Raw genomic sequence first — 15,397 nt, forward strand, 5'->3', positions numbered from 1 at the left:
GAAAAAGAAGCTGTTGAACATATTTACCGTCAATTAAGAAACGCGGAGCCGCCAGATGAGGAGACTGCTCGTGGTATTATTGACAAATTATTCTTTTCTGACCAACGTTATTCTTTGGGTGAAGTAGGTCGTTATAGAATGAACAAAAAATTGGGTCTTGATATCGGAATGGATAAGCAAGTGCTTACCAAGTTGGATATCATTACCATTATCAAATATCTTATTGAGTTGATCAACTCTAAAGCCGAGATTGACGATATTGACCACCTTTCTAACCGTCGTGTGCGTACTGTGGGTGAGCAATTGTCTCAACAGTTTGGTGTTGGTCTCGCACGTATGGCTCGTACAATCCGTGAGCGTATGAACGTTCGTGATAATGAGGTGTTTACTCCAATTGATTTAATTAATGCGAAGACGTTGTCTTCAGTTATTAATTCTTTCTTTGGAACCAACCAGCTTTCTCAATTTATGGATCAAACCAATCCATTAGCTGAGATTACGCACAAACGTCGTTTATCAGCATTAGGACCTGGAGGTTTATCCAGAGAACGTGCAGGTTTTGAGGTTCGTGACGTTCACTATACACATTATGGTCGTTTATGTCCGATTGAAACCCCAGAGGGACCAAACATTGGTTTGATTTCTTCACTTTCTGTTTATGCAAAAGTTAACGGAATGGGCTTCATCGAAACCCCTTATCGCAAAATTACGGATGGCGTTGTTGATATTAAAAACGAGCCAGTTTATTTGAGTGCGGAAGAAGAGGAAGATATGCTGATTGCGCAAGCAAATATTAGAGTTGACGAAGTAGGAAAAGTTATTGAAGACAAGATTATTGCACGTCAGGAAGGCGACTTCCCGGTAATTGATCCGGCTACGGCTAACTTTACAGACGTTGCACCAAACCAAGTAGCTTCTATTTCAGCATCGTTGATTCCATTCTTGGAGCATGATGATGCTAACCGTGCTTTGATGGGATCTAACATGATGCGTCAAGCAGTGCCATTATTGCGTGTAGATGCACCAATTGTAGGAACAGGGTTAGAGCGCCAAGTAGCTTCAGATTCTAGAGTATTGATTAATGCTGAAGGAGCCGGTACGGTTGAATATGTTGATGCCAATGAAATTGTTATCAAATACGAGCGTACTGAAGAGCAAGCTATGGTAAGTTTTGAGAGCGATACTAAAACCTATCATTTAGTTAAGTTTAGAAAAACCAACCAAGGTACCTCTATTAACTTAAAGCCTATTGTAACCAAAGGTGATAAAGTTAAAAAGGGACAAGTACTTTGTGAAGGCTATGCTACGCAAAAAGGAGAACTTGCCCTTGGTCGTAACATGAAAGTGGCATTCATGCCATGGAAAGGTTACAACTTTGAGGATGCTATCGTAATTTCTGAAAAAGTTGTTCGTGATGATATCTTTACATCCATTCATATTGATGAGTATTCATTAGAAGTTCGAGATACCAAATTAGGTAACGAAGAGTTGACCAATGATATTCCTAACGTATCAGAAGAGGCTACTAAAGACTTGGATGAAAACGGTATGATCCGTATAGGTGCTGAGATTAAACCTGGTGATATCTTAATTGGTAAGATCACACCAAAAGGAGAATCTGATCCAACACCGGAAGAAAAATTATTAAGAGCAATTTTTGGAGATAAAGCCGGTGATGTGAAAGATGCTTCGTTAAAAGCGTCACCATCATTACATGGTGTTGTTATTGAGAAAAAACTGTTTGCAAGAGCAGTAAAAGATAAACGTAAGAGAGCTAAGGACAAAGAAGATATTGATGCGTTAGAAGCTGTCTACCACAGAAAATTTGAGGAGTTACAGGCCATTTTGGTTGACAAGTTATTTGTTTTGGTAAACGGAAAAACCGCACAAGGTATTTTTAATGACTTAGGAGAAGAGATCATTCCAAAAGGTAAAAAATATACCTTAAAAATGTTAAACTCTGTTGACGATTATACGCATTTAACTTCAGGAACTTGGACTACTGATGATGCCACAAATGCTTTGGTTGCCGATTTGATCCACAACTATAAGATTAAGGAAAATGACCTTCAAGGTTCATTGCGTCGTGAGAAGTTTACAATTTCTGTAGGTGATGAATTACCAGCAGGTATTATTAAACTAGCTAAAGTATATGTTGCTAAAAAACGTAAACTTAAAGTTGGAGATAAAATGGCAGGTCGTCACGGTAACAAAGGTATTGTTGCCCGTATTGTCCGTCAGGAAGATATGCCATTCTTAGAAGATGGAACTCCGGTTGATATTGTATTGAATCCACTTGGTGTACCGTCTCGTATGAATATTGGTCAGATTTATGAAACCGTTCTTGGATGGGCTGGTCAAAAATTAGGACGCACTTTTGCAACGCCTATTTTTGATGGTGCAACGTTAGATCAAATCAACGAATTGACTGATGAAGCTGGAATTCCTCGTTATGGACACACTTATTTATATGATGGTGGTACGGGCGATCGTTTTGATCAACCTGCAACGGTAGGTGTAATCTATATGTTGAAACTAGGACACATGGTTGATGACAAGATGCACTCACGTTCTATTGGACCATACTCATTAATTACACAACAGCCATTAGGTGGTAAAGCACAATTTGGAGGTCAGCGTTTTGGTGAGATGGAGGTTTGGGCACTCGAGGCTTATGGTGCTTCTGCAACCTTGCGTGAGATCTTAACAGTAAAATCTGATGATGTTATTGGTAGAGCTAAAACTTACGAAGCAATCGTTAAGGGAGAGCCGATGCCAGAACCAGGACTTCCTGAATCTTTCAACGTTTTAATGCACGAATTGAAAGGATTAGGATTGGATATTAGATTGGAAGAATAATTTGTAGAAATTAATCTATATAGGGACGGTTTTAAAACTGTCCTTATACATCAAAATAAGTTCAAACTTATTTGATACAATCGAAAAAAATTAAATTTTAATTTGTTAGTACCATAAAAAATGGCAAGAAGACAAGATAAGAATACAGTACAGAGATTTAATAAAATCTCCATTGGTTTAGCATCGCCAGAGTCTGTTTTAGCAGCATCTCGTGGTGAGGTTCTTAAACCAGAAACTATTAATTATCGAACACACAAACCAGAAAGAGATGGTTTGTTCTGTGAGCGTATTTTTGGTCCTGTAAAGGATTTTGAATGTGCTTGTGGTAAATATAAGCGCATCCGTTACAAGGGTATCGTTTGTGACCGTTGTGGTGTTGAAGTAACAGAAAAGAAAGTACGTCGTGACCGTGTAGGGCATATTAACTTGGTTGTTCCGGTGGCGCACATTTGGTATTTCCGTTCATTACCAAACAAAATTGGGTACCTTTTAGGATTGCCTTCCAAGAAATTGGATATGATTATTTATTACGAACGTTATGTCGTAATCCAATCAGGGAATGCTAAAAATGTAGATGGAGAGCCATTGCAAAAAATGGATTTCCTGACTGAAGAAGAATATTTGAGCATTCTGGAATCTCTTCCACAAGACAATCAGTATTTAGATGATAGTGATCCAAATAAATTCATTGCAAAAATGGGAGCGGAGTGCTTGATCGATTTGCTTGCAAGAATTGATTTGGCAGAATTATCTTTTGAATTGCGTCATAAAGCTAACACAGAAACGTCTAAACAACGTAAAACAGAGGCGTTAAAACGTCTTCAGGTAGTTGAAGCTTTTAGAGATTCTAATGAAAACCGTGAGAATCTTCCAGAATGGATGATCTTGAAAGCTGTACCTGTAATTCCTGCAGAATTACGTCCATTGGTGCCGTTAGATGGTGGCCGTTTTGCAACTTCTGACTTAAATGATTTATACCGTCGTGTGATTATCCGTAACAACCGTTTAAAACGTTTGGTGGAAATCAAAGCACCAGAAGTAATTTTGCGTAACGAGAAACGTATGTTGCAAGAATCAGTAGATTCATTATTGGATAACACACGTAAAGCGTCTGCAGTAAAAACGGATTCTAACAGACCATTAAAATCATTGTCTGATTCCCTTAAAGGAAAACAAGGGCGTTTCCGTCAAAACTTACTTGGTAAGCGTGTGGATTATTCAGCACGTTCGGTAATTGTCGTTGGACCAGAATTAAAGTTGTTTGAATGTGGATTGCCAAAAGATATGGCAGCGGAACTTTACAAACCATTCATCATCAGAAAACTGATTGAGCGTGGTATCGTAAAAACTGTAAAATCTGCAAAGAAAATTATAGATAGAAAAGAGCCTGTAGTTTGGGATATTTTAGAGAATGTTTTAAAAGGACATCCTGTTCTTTTAAACCGAGCTCCAACCTTACACAGACTTGGTATTCAGGCTTTCCAGCCGAAATTAATTGAAGGTAAAGCCATCCAATTGCACCCATTAGTTTGTACGGCGTTTAACGCGGATTTTGATGGTGACCAAATGGCAGTGCATTTACCTTTAGGACCAGAAGCTATTTTGGAAGCACAGTTGTTAATGTTGGCTTCTCATAATATCTTGAACCCAGCTAACGGTTCACCGGTTACTGTACCATCTCAAGACATGGTTTTAGGTCTTTATTATATGACCAAGGAGCGTAAGTCTACAGATACAGAAAAAGTAAAAGGTGAAGGTTTAACGTTCTATTCTCCAGAAGAAGTTACTATCGCTTACAACGAAAAACAAGTTGATTTAAATGCGTCTATCAAAGTAAGAGTAGAAGACTTGAATGACGAAGGCGAGTTGGTTACAAAAATTATTCAAACCACTGTTGGACGTGTTCTCTTTAATGAAACCGTACCAAGAAAAGCTGGTTTTGTGAACCAAGTATTGACCAAAAAATCCTTGAGAGATATTATTGGTGTCATTTTAAAAGTAACGTCTGTTCCTGAAACAGCTGAATTTTTAGATGAAATCAAAGATCTGGGATATAAGTTTGCTTTCCAAGGCGGTTTGTCGTTCAGTTTAGGGGATATTATTATTCCTGCTGAAAAGGAAAAAATGATTGAGAGCGCCAATGCTCAGGTTGATGGTATTATGGTCAATTACAACATGGGATTGATTACTAATAACGAACGTTATAACCAAGTTATTGATATCTGGACTTCTACTAACGCCGAATTGACCGAGTTGTCTATGAAGCGTATTCGTGAAGACAAACAGGGCTTTAACTCAGTATATATGATGCTTGACTCGGGAGCTCGTGGATCTAAAGAACAGATCCGTCAGTTGACTGGTATGCGTGGATTGATGGCAAAACCTAAAAAATCTAACGCAGGTGGTGGAGAGATTATTGAAAACCCAATTCTTTCAAACTTTAAAGAAGGGCTTTCAATTTTGGAATACTTCATTTCTACGCACGGTGCTCGTAAAGGGCTTGCGGATACAGCTCTTAAAACGGCTGATGCAGGTTACTTAACGCGTCGTTTGGTTGACGTATCCCAAGATGTGATTATCTACAGTGAAGACTGTGGTACATTAAGAGGAATTGAAGTTACGGCATTAAAGAAAAACGAAGAGGTCATTGAAAAACTTGAGGATAGAGTGGTTGGTAGAACATCATTAAATGATGTTTATGATCCATTAACTCAAGAGTTGATTATAAGTGCTGGTGAACATATTGATGAGGCAGTTGCAAAACGCATCGAAGGATCGGCATTGGATGCTATTGAGGTGCGTTCGGCATTAACATGTGAAGCTACTCAAGGTATTTGTTCAAAATGTTACGGTCGTAACCTTGCTACCGGTAAGATGGTTCAAAAAGGTGAAGCTGTTGGTGTTGTTGCCGCGCAATCTATTGGAGAGCCTGGTACTCAGTTAACATTGCGTACGTTCCACGTTGGAGGTATTGCAGGTAACATTTCCGAAGAAAATAAATTAACCGTTAAGTTTGACGGTATTGCTGAAATTGATGATCTTAAAGTTGTTAAAGGTACCGATAACAATGGCGATGCTGTTGATGTCGTAATTTCACGTACTTCAGAATTCAAATTGGTAGATGCCAATACAGGTATCACTTTAAGTACACACAACATTCCTTACGGATCGTTCATCTACTGCAAACCAGGAGATAAAGTGTCAAAAGGTGATGTGATTTGTTCATGGGATCCTTATAACGGGGTGATTATTTCTGAGTTTGCCGGTAAGGTGTCTTATGAAAATATTGAACAAGGTGTAACTTATCAAGTAGAAATTGACGAGCAAACAGGTTTCCAAGAGAAAGTAATTTCAGAATCAAGAAACAAAAAATTGATTCCAACATTGCATATCGAGGATGCTAAAGGAAATACCATTCGTTCTTATAACTTACCACTTGGTGCGCATTTGATGATTAACGATGGTGAAAAGATTAATGTAGGTAGAATTTTAGTCAAAATACCTCGTAGATCTGCTAAATCTGGTGATATTACGGGAGGTCTTCCACGTGTAACAGAGTTGTTCGAAGCACGTAACCCATCTAATCCAGCAGTAGTAAGTGAAATTGATGGCGTAGTTTCTTTCGGAAAAATCAAAAGAGGTAACCGTGAAATCATTATCGAATCTCGATTAGGTGATGTTAAAAAATACTTGGTAAAATTGTCCAGTCAAGTTCTTGTTCAGGAAAATGACTATGTCAAAGCCGGTATGCCTTTATCTGACGGATCTATTACACCAAACGATATTTTGAACATTAAAGGACCTTCTGCAGTTCAGCAATATTTAGTAAACGAAGTACAGGAAGTATATCGTTTGCAAGGTGTGAAAATTAATGATAAGCACTTTGAGGTTGTTGTTAGACAAATGATGCGTAAAGTTAGAATCATTGATTCTGGCGATACCATTTTCCTAGAAGATCAATTGGTTCATAAATCAGATTTTATTGAAGAAAACGATAAGATCTTTGGAATGAAAGTGATTGAAGATGCTGGAGATTCTAAAAATCTTAAGCCAGGACAGATTGTTACAACACGTCAGTTACGCGATGAGAACTCCATTGTAAGAAGGGAAGATGGTCAGTTGGCTGTTGCACGTGATGCACAACCGGCTACTGCAACTCCTATTTTGCAAGGGATTACAAGAGCTTCATTACAGACAAAATCATTTATTTCGGCGGCATCGTTCCAAGAAACGACCAAAGTACTTAACGAAGCTGCAGTAAGTGCTAAGATTGACTACTTAGAAGGCTTAAAAGAAAATGTTATTGTTGGACATAGAATTCCTGCAGGAACCGGAATGAGACGCTATGAGCATATCATTGTAGGTTCAAAAGAGGAGTTCAATGAAATGATGAAAGCAAAAGAAGAATTTAATTATAACTAAAAAATAATATCAAGAGACTTCGCTGTTAGTAGATAGAACTCCTAATAGCGAAGCATTCTGAAATTATTATTAAGAACGATAGAAATGAGCGATCAGAACGAAGGACCAAAACCAGGGCAAATTAATATTGAATTGGACGAGAAAATAGCTGAAGGAATCTATTCCAATTTAGCTATCATCAACCATTCGGTATCTGAATTTGTGGTTGATTTTGTTAGCATTATGCCTGGAACCCCAAAAAGCAAGGTGAAGTCACGAATTATCTTGACGCCACAACATGCAAAACGTTTGTTAAAAGCTTTGGGCGAAAATGTGAAGCGCTTTGAAAATTCTCATGGCGAAATCAAAGATTATGAGCAACCGCCAATTCCATTGAATTTTGGACCAACCGGACAAGCTTAGATCCTATCAACTTAATGTTGTTTAAACCAATAAAAAATCCCTTTGAATCTATTTTCAAAGGGATTTTTTTATACAGCCATTTTTTGGTTATGATAAAATTTTAAAGCTCCAGACGGACATTTTTTGACTTGCTCAATGATTTTGTCCGATGAAGCACCATCAATGTCAATCCACGGGATGACTGAGTTTCTAAACACATCTGAGAGCTCTCTTGCACAACGCCCAGCGTTGGTACAAACTGTTGGGTCGTAAGTAACAGTAATTTCACGGTTACTAAATTGATTGGCGTTTATTTCCATAAGTAGATCAATTTGGGGTTTCAATCTCTTTAAAGCTATAAAAATTAAAGTTGAAATTATTAAGTTTCGTTACTAAATGTATGAAAAACTAGATGAAATTCAAACTATAATATGGAATATCGGCGAATGACATGGTTTAAACCTTTTTATCCAGCTTTAAAACAAATGCTAAGTTATTAAAGGTTGATATTTCAAAAGTGAAATCTTATTTAAATTCAGACACAAAATGAAATTTAATGCTTGGATAGGTTTGTTGTGTCATTTGCAATGAAAACTGGGAATCGGCCAAAAACACCAATTGATCTTGCTTATCCTTTGCTAAATACCTGTGTTTTACCCTTAAAAATTCTTTGTATTCTGCGTTTTTTGGATCGGTCGGTTCTACCCAACAGGCTTTATAGACATTCAGGTTTTCGTAAGTACATTTTGCACCATACTCATGTTCCAAACGGTATTGGATGACTTCATATTGTAAAGCTCCTACGGTTCCTATGACTTTTCTGCCATTCAGTTCTAACGTAAATAATTGTGCAACACCTTCATCCATTAATTGGTCAATACCTTTATAAAGCTGTTTGGATTTCAACGGATCAGCATTATTGATATATCTAAAATGTTCAGGTGAAAAACTAGGGATGCCTTTGTAGTTAATAATTTCACCTTCGGTAAGTGTATCTCCAATTTTGAAATTTCCGGTGTCATGAATTCCTACAATATCGCCAGGGTAGGAGATATCTACGATTTCTTTCTTTTCGGCAAAAAATGCATTTGGACTTGAGAATTTCATTTTTTTATTATTTCTAACATGCAGATACGGTTTATTACGTTCAAACATCCCAGAAACAATCTTTATAAAAGCCAATCGGTCACGATGATTAGGATCCATATTGGCATGTATTTTAAATACAAATCCTGTAAATTCTTTTTCGTCGGGCTGCACCAATCGTTCTTCACTTTGCTTGGCTCTTGGCCGTGGTGCAATTTCTACAAAGCAATTTAACAATTCACGAACACCAAAATTGTTTAATGCCGAACCAAAAAATGCTGGCTGCTGTTGTCCGTTTAAATATTCTTCCCGATTAAATGTTGGATAAATGCCTTCAACAAGTTCAATTTCTTCGCGAAGTTTCGCTGCCGCTTTTTCACCAATCAATTGATCTATTTCTGTGGATTCTAAATCAGAAATTTCAATAGTTTCTTCAATGTTTTTTCTGCTGCTCCCACTAAAAAGATTGATGTTATTTTCCCAAAGATTATAAATACCTTTAAAATCATAGCCCATCCCAATCGGAAAACTCATCGGAACAACACTTAATCCGAGTTTTTGTTCAATTTCATCCAATAAATCAAAAGCATCGCGTCCTTCACGATCTAATTTATTGATAAATACAATCATTGGGATATTTCGCATTCTACAAACTTCAACCAATTTTTCAGTCTGTTCTTCCACACCTTTTGCAACGTCAACCACCACAATCACACTATCTACTGCGGTTAAGGTTCTAAACGTATCTTCGGCAAAATCCTTGTGTCCGGGTGTATCTAAAATATTGATTTTTGTACCTTCATATTCAAAAGCCAATACAGAAGTAGCCACCGAAATTCCTCGTTGGCGTTCAATTTCCATAAAGTCACTGGTTGCTCCTTTTTTAATTTTGTTGCTTTTAACAGCACCGGCTTCCTGAATGGCACCTCCAAATAATAGTAGTTTTTCGGTAAGTGTTGTTTTTCCGGCATCGGGATGCGCAATAATACCAAAAGTACGTCGTCTGTCTATCTCTGATTTAAAACTCATATTCTGCTTAAAATGGTTGCAAAGATACCACTATTGAAAGTAAATTTAATGGAAGACCTTAACCGTTTTTAATTTTAAGTTAACATTAGTGCTTTTTATAACTATTGTTGGTATTTTTGTAAGCTATGACTGAAGAAAAAGTAATTCTCGTTAATGAAAAAGACGAGCCGATTGGCTTAATGCCAAAAATGGAAGCGCATGAAAAAGCTTTGTTGCACCGAGCTTTTTCGGTTTTTATATTTAATAAAAAAAACGAACTGATGTTGCAGCAGCGCGCTGCACATAAATACCATTCGCCATTGCTTTGGGCAAATACCTGTTGCAGCCACCAACGTGACGGAGAGACCAATATTCAGGCGGGAAAACGACGGTTGCAGGAAGAAATGGGTTTTGTGACCGAGTTGGAAAATACGGTTTCATTTATTTATAAAGCTCCTTTTGATAATGGTTTGACCGAACATGAATTTGATCATGTGATGATTGGTAATTATGAAGATGCACCAACCATCAATCCAGAAGAAGTTGCCGATTGGAAATGGATGCCCTTAGAAGACGTGAGAAATGATATTATTAAGCGTCCGGAAATTTATACAGAATGGTTTAAAATTATTTTTGATAGATTCTATGAACATATAAACAGAGTATAACCATGATAGTAACTGTCAGCAGAAAAGCACATTTTAATGCTGCGCACCGACTTTTTAGAAAGGACTGGAGCGATGAGAAAAATGAGCAAGTATTCGGAAAATGTAGTAATCCCAATTACCATGGCCATAATTATGAATTGATCGTAAGTGTAACGGGGCGAATTGATAGGGAAACGGGATTTGTAATGGATATGAAGATTTTGAAGGATCTCATTAAAAATGAGGTTGAAGACGCTTTTGACCATAAAAATTTGAATGTTGAAGTTGAGGATTTCCAAAATTTGAATCCAACTGCAGAGAATATTGCTGTCGTTATTTATCAGAAAATAAAACCAAAACTTAAACCGTCCATCGACTTGGAGATCACACTATACGAAACTCCTCGTAATTTTGTAACATATTCAGGAAACTAGAAGAAATTATCAAAAACTAAGCACTTTGAAAAACACCTTATATCCGTTAAAATTCAGACCTATTTTAAAAGATAAAATATGGGGCGGCACAAAATTAAAAACCATTTTGCAGAAGGAGTCGTCGTTACCTAATATTGGTGAAAGTTGGGAAATAAGCGATGTTGAAGGCGATACGTCAATAGTTTCAAATGGGAATTTAGAAAATCAATCTTTAAAACAGTTGTTGCAACTTTATAAAGATGAATTGATCGGAAAAAAGAACTATGAGAAATTTGGCGATAAATTTCCTTTATTGATTAAGTTTATTGATGCCAAGCAGGATTTATCCATTCAATTGCATCCTAATGATGCATTGGCAAAAGCACGCCATAATTCGTTTGGAAAAACAGAAATGTGGTATGTTATGCAAGCCGATGAAGATTCAAATTTGATTGTCGATTTTAATCAAAAGATGACAACAGAGCTTTATCTTGAGCATCTTGAACAGAAAACACTTCCACAAATCCTTAATTTTGATAAGGTTAAAGCGGGAGATACTTATTTTATTGAAGTAGGCCGTGTGCATGCTATTGGAGCAGGAGTAATGCTTGCTGAAATTCAGCAAACAAGTGATATTACCTATCGTATTTACGATTGGGACAGAACAGATGATTTTGATAACGAGCGCGAATTGCATACGGATTTGGCTATTGATGCCATAGGATTTGATATGCCCAACAATTTTAGGGTTAAATATTCTAAAAAACCCAACCAATCCAATGAAATGGTAAGTTGTCCATACTTTACAACCAGTTATTTAAAAGTTGACCAAGAAATTCAAAAGGAGAATACGCACGATTCCTTTGTGATTTATATTTGTGTGGAAGGAGAAGCTCAGATTAAAACCGAAACTTATTCTGAAGTGATTAAAAAAGGAGAAACCTTATTGGTTCCCGCTGCGATATCTTCTTATCAAATTATTGCAAATGATGCTACATTATTGGAAGTTTACGTATAATTAAAATTATTTAATCCAATATCTAGTGCAACTAAATAATTGATTACTTTTGTAAAAATTTTAAAAATAGAAAAAATGGCAAATGTTAGAGACCTAAAAAAAGACATTAATTATGTTATAGGTGATATTATTGAAGCGGCTTATGTGTTGAATTACGCAAATTCAGGTAAGGACGCAGAAAAAGTAGAGGCAATTGTTGATGAAGCCATCAATACATTTGATGAATTGATTGAGAAAGTGAATGCGAAAGGTGTTGAAAACAAAAAAGCACACTTTAAGGCGATCAATGCTGAATTGGAAACAAAAGGTCACGCGTTGATTGAAAAAATCAACGGATTGAACTAATTTTTTTTAAAAGATTTGCATATTTAATTTTCAGGATTATATTTGCACTCTCTTTTGCCGATGTAGCTCAGCTGGCTAGAGCAGCTGATTTGTAATCAGCAGGTCGTGGGTTCGAGTCCCTCTATCGGCTCAAAAAAAGCCTCTCAATTTTTGGGAGGCTTTTTTAATAAATAGTAGTTTGTAAAATAGTATTTTGTGCTAATCTTTTTTCTTTAGCCATCCAAAAATGCCACCTTTCTTTTTCTCTTTTCTTTTTTCTTTCTTTTCAAATTTCTGTTCGTCTTTGTGATTTCCAAACAAACGTTTAAAAAATCCGTCAGCTTTTGTGGCGTTACAATCCAAGGCATCCAAAACTTCTTGCGATGTCGTTTCAAAAGATGCAGAGGTAATGCTTTTATATTTTGGATCGGCATTTAATTTTTGTAAATATTTTGCAAAAATGGGCAATGCAGAATTGGCACCTTGACCCATGCTCGTCGTGCTAAAACCAATTTGCTGATTGTCATTTCCAACCCAAGTAACAGTAATCAATTTTGGCATAATCCCAACAAACCATCCATCTTTGTTTTCTTGCGTAGTTCCTGTTTTGCCTGCAATGGCATTTTTTAATTCGTAAGTTGACCGTAACCTTGAGGCTGTTCCTTCGTTGATGGTCGCTTTCATAAATTCGAGCATGATCTGTCGTGTGTCATCGCTAAAAGCTTTATCGCTTTCTTTTTCATTCGGATTGAGATCTTTATAAGATGCGATTATATGCCCATCTTTATCTTCAATTTTGGTGATGAAAATCGGTTTTGAAGGCATACTGTTATTAACATAGGATGAATAGGCTTTCGCCATTTCAAGAAGGGTTAAGTTTGATGTTCCCAAAGCAATGGAAGGAACAGCTTCTATAGTGCTTTGAATGCCCATTTTTTTGGCCTGCTCAATCACCTTTTCAATTCCAGTTTCATAAAGCACTTTTACAGCAATGGTATTTACCGAGTTGCTAAGTGCCATTTGGAGTGAGTAATTTTCGTCCTCAATATCCCCAGTATTTGTAGGACGCCAGTTGTTGACATCGGTATACGTGATTGCCTTGACGGGAAAATAGGTGCATGGTGCCATTCCGTTTTCTATGGCAGCAGTATATACTATAGGTTTAAATGTTGAGCCTACTTGACGCTTGCTTTGTACAATATGATCATATTGAAAAAAACTATAATCAATACCGCCAACATAAGCTTTTATTGCTCCGGTCAAAGGATCTAAAGAAACCAATCCGGCATTAAGAAATTTAGAGTAATATTCTAAACTGTCTAAGGTTGACATGGATTTTACAGTAGTTTCATCCCAAGAAAACAAATCGGTGGGTTGTTCTTTTTTTAGGGAATCTTCAATGGCTTTGTCAGATAGTCCTTGAGATTTATATTTTTGATAGCTTTTTAAACGTTTTTTGGCAGCTTCAAACGCTGGTTTTCCTTTCAGCCATGGCGCATTTTGTCCGTATGCTTTTTCAAATTGACGTTGCAAATCGGTCATGTGTTCTTTCATTGCAGTTTCGGCATAACGTTGCATGGTATTGTCTAAAGTGGTCTCGATTTTTAAGCCGTCATGGTAAATATTATACATTTCGCCATTAGGTTTAAGGTACTTTTCCAGTTTTAAAATACTGTCCAATTGTTTTTTTACCTGTGCTCTAAAATATGGTGCCAAACCATCATTTGGCGAATAATTTTGATAATCGATGACAATATGTTCAGTTATCGCTTTTTCAGCTTGTTCATCAGTGATGAAACCGTATTTTTTCATCTGTTGGACGACCACATTTTTTCTGATATGTGATTTTTCAGGATAACGCCTAGGATTATAGCTTGTATTGGCTTTAAGTGATCCGATTAAAGTAGCGGATTGTACCAAAGTCAAATCTTTGGTGTGGGAATTGAAAAATTTTTCGGAGGCACTTTCAATCCCATAGGTGTTATCAGGAAAAGGAACCGTGTTGAGATATAAGGTCAGAATTTCTTCCTTGGAATAAAGTTTTTCTATGCGTTTGGCAACAATACTTTCTTTAATTTTATTGATTACAAGGCCTCCAAAGCCATGATTTTTTCTTCCGAATAAGTTTTTTGCAAGCTGTAGCGTTATGGTACTTCCGCCACCGGATGAATCATCAGACATCAGGATACTTTTAAAAAACACGCGAAATAAACTTTTATTATCCACACCATTGTGTTCATAGAATCGCACATCTTCCGTAGCAATCAAGGCATCAATTAAATGTTGAGGAAAATTGGAGTAGTTGATGGACTGACGATCATAAACATAAATCTTTCCAATCAAATCATTATTAGCATCCAGAATTTGTGTAGCCTGACTTTGTTTGAGTAGCGTAAGTTCTTCTTTATTTGGGATTTTTCCCCAAAGTCCAAAATAGATACTTGCATAGAAACCTATAAAAAGAGCCAAAAGAACAGCTATACCGAAGCTTAATCTTTTGGCCCATTTAAGAAGTTTAACTTTTTTAGCGTTCATATTTTAAATGTCTTTATGATGTAACGCATATTTTTGATAGGTATTTCAATTGGTTTGAGGTAACTACATATCGCGATTGAAAAAGTTGGAGTTTATTCTTTTTTTCGTTGATCAATCAACTTTTGTAATTCCTTTCCGTATTTAGATGATTGGATTGGTGGCGTTAAGGCATTATTTATAGTATCCAAATACTTGATATTTGCATCAGGAATTTCTGACAAAGCTAAATATGGGGCGATTTCGCTGTCTTTATTGTTAATTGCAAAATTGATCGTGTACAAATATCTTCGGATGATAAGATTGTCTTGAGCCTTTAAAACCGAATCGATTCGAACGGAATCTTGATCTTTTTGAGCTTCTAGATTTGACATGATCAATTCGAGATTTTTGTCTTGGAATCGAGACATAATCGCTTTATATTCTTCTAGTTTTTGTTGTTGTTTTGAACCTGTGATTTTTGCATCTATAAAGAAATTTTTGAGAGTGGTCTGGATTTCTGTAATGCCTTGGTCAGCAAAAAAAGGAATCAATTCAACCTGTTCATCTTGTTTGTCCAGTTTTAGATAAAGTACTTCCGGGCTATCTAAATAAGTATGAAGTTCAAATTGCGAATTCCCGTTAATTTTCATTGAATCTATAGATACGAGTAAGGTGTCTTCAATTTTTTGAAGATAAACGGTTCCCTTTTTTAAATCTTTAACGTT

11 protein-coding genes and 1 tRNA gene are annotated in these 15,397 nt (G+C 36.5%); 8 read left to right on the plus strand and 4 right to left on the minus strand.

Features of this window, described 5'->3' with window-relative positions:
- From rpoB to VNJ50_RS14930, 3 genes are all read left to right on the plus strand, one after another.
- Positions 1-2,859, plus strand: a 2,859-nt coding sequence (gene rpoB / locus VNJ50_RS14920; RefSeq protein WP_325583090.1) for a DNA-directed RNA polymerase subunit beta, incomplete at its 5' end; no start/stop codon positions are given.
- Between the two features lie 120 nt (positions 2,860-2,979).
- Positions 2,980-7,281: a DNA-directed RNA polymerase subunit beta' gene (gene rpoC / locus VNJ50_RS14925; RefSeq protein ID WP_325583091.1), complete on the plus strand. Its 4,302-nt coding sequence runs from the start codon at positions 2,980-2,982 to the stop codon at positions 7,279-7,281.
- A gap of 84 nt (positions 7,282-7,365) precedes the next feature.
- Positions 7,366-7,683, plus strand: a complete 318-nt coding sequence (locus VNJ50_RS14930; RefSeq protein WP_325583092.1) for a DUF3467 domain-containing protein — start codon at positions 7,366-7,368, stop codon at positions 7,681-7,683.
- 68 nt (positions 7,684-7,751) lie between these two features.
- Here the strand turns inward: VNJ50_RS14930 and VNJ50_RS14935 are convergent, their stop codons facing one another.
- Both VNJ50_RS14935 and VNJ50_RS14940 read right to left on the minus strand, forming a co-directional pair.
- Positions 7,752-7,982, minus strand: a complete 231-nt coding sequence (locus tag VNJ50_RS14935; protein WP_325583093.1) for a (4Fe-4S)-binding protein — start codon at positions 7,980-7,982, stop codon at positions 7,752-7,754.
- Positions 7,983-8,187: 205 nt separating this feature from the next.
- A complete protein-coding gene (locus VNJ50_RS14940; protein WP_325583094.1) occupies positions 8,188-9,777 on the minus strand; it encodes a peptide chain release factor 3 in 1,590 nt (529 codons plus the stop codon).
- A 125-nt stretch (positions 9,778-9,902) separates the two neighbouring features.
- Here VNJ50_RS14940 and idi point away from each other — a divergent pair, with 125 nt between their 5' ends.
- The 5 genes from idi (at position 9,903) to VNJ50_RS14965 (ending at position 12,309) form a co-directional block, all read left to right on the plus strand.
- Positions 9,903-10,424: an isopentenyl-diphosphate Delta-isomerase gene (idi, locus tag VNJ50_RS14945; RefSeq protein ID WP_325583095.1), complete on the plus strand. Its 522-nt coding sequence runs from the start codon at positions 9,903-9,905 to the stop codon at positions 10,422-10,424.
- A gap of 2 nt (positions 10,425-10,426) precedes the next feature.
- Complete coding sequence (locus tag VNJ50_RS14950) at positions 10,427-10,837, plus strand: 6-carboxytetrahydropterin synthase (protein ID WP_325583096.1); 411 nt, start codon at positions 10,427-10,429, stop codon at positions 10,835-10,837.
- Between the two features lie 25 nt (positions 10,838-10,862).
- A complete protein-coding gene (locus tag VNJ50_RS14955) occupies positions 10,863-11,834 on the plus strand; it encodes a type I phosphomannose isomerase catalytic subunit (RefSeq protein ID WP_325583097.1) in 972 nt (323 codons plus the stop codon).
- A 75-nt stretch (positions 11,835-11,909) separates the two neighbouring features.
- Positions 11,910-12,179 (plus strand): hypothetical protein, encoded by a 270-nt coding sequence (locus tag VNJ50_RS14960; RefSeq protein WP_325583098.1) that lies wholly within the window; start codon positions 11,910-11,912, stop codon positions 12,177-12,179.
- Positions 12,180-12,235: 56 nt separating this feature from the next.
- Positions 12,236-12,309: transfer RNA gene (locus tag VNJ50_RS14965), tRNA-Thr, on the plus strand.
- A gap of 68 nt (positions 12,310-12,377) precedes the next feature.
- On the opposite strand, the gene VNJ50_RS14970 is transcribed toward VNJ50_RS14965, so the two are convergent.
- Entirely contained in the window at positions 12,378-14,693 is a 2,316-nt protein-coding gene (locus VNJ50_RS14970; protein WP_325583099.1) for a transglycosylase domain-containing protein, read from the minus strand.
- Between the two features lie 92 nt (positions 14,694-14,785).
- Positions 14,786-15,397, minus strand: a 612-nt coding sequence (locus VNJ50_RS14975; protein WP_325583100.1) for a DUF4369 domain-containing protein, incomplete at its 5' end; no start/stop codon positions are given.

Origin of the sequence: Gelidibacter sp. (genome assembly GCF_035577925.1) — a bacterium.
In the GTDB taxonomy this organism is placed as follows: Bacteria; Bacteroidota; Bacteroidia; order Flavobacteriales; family Flavobacteriaceae; genus Gelidibacter.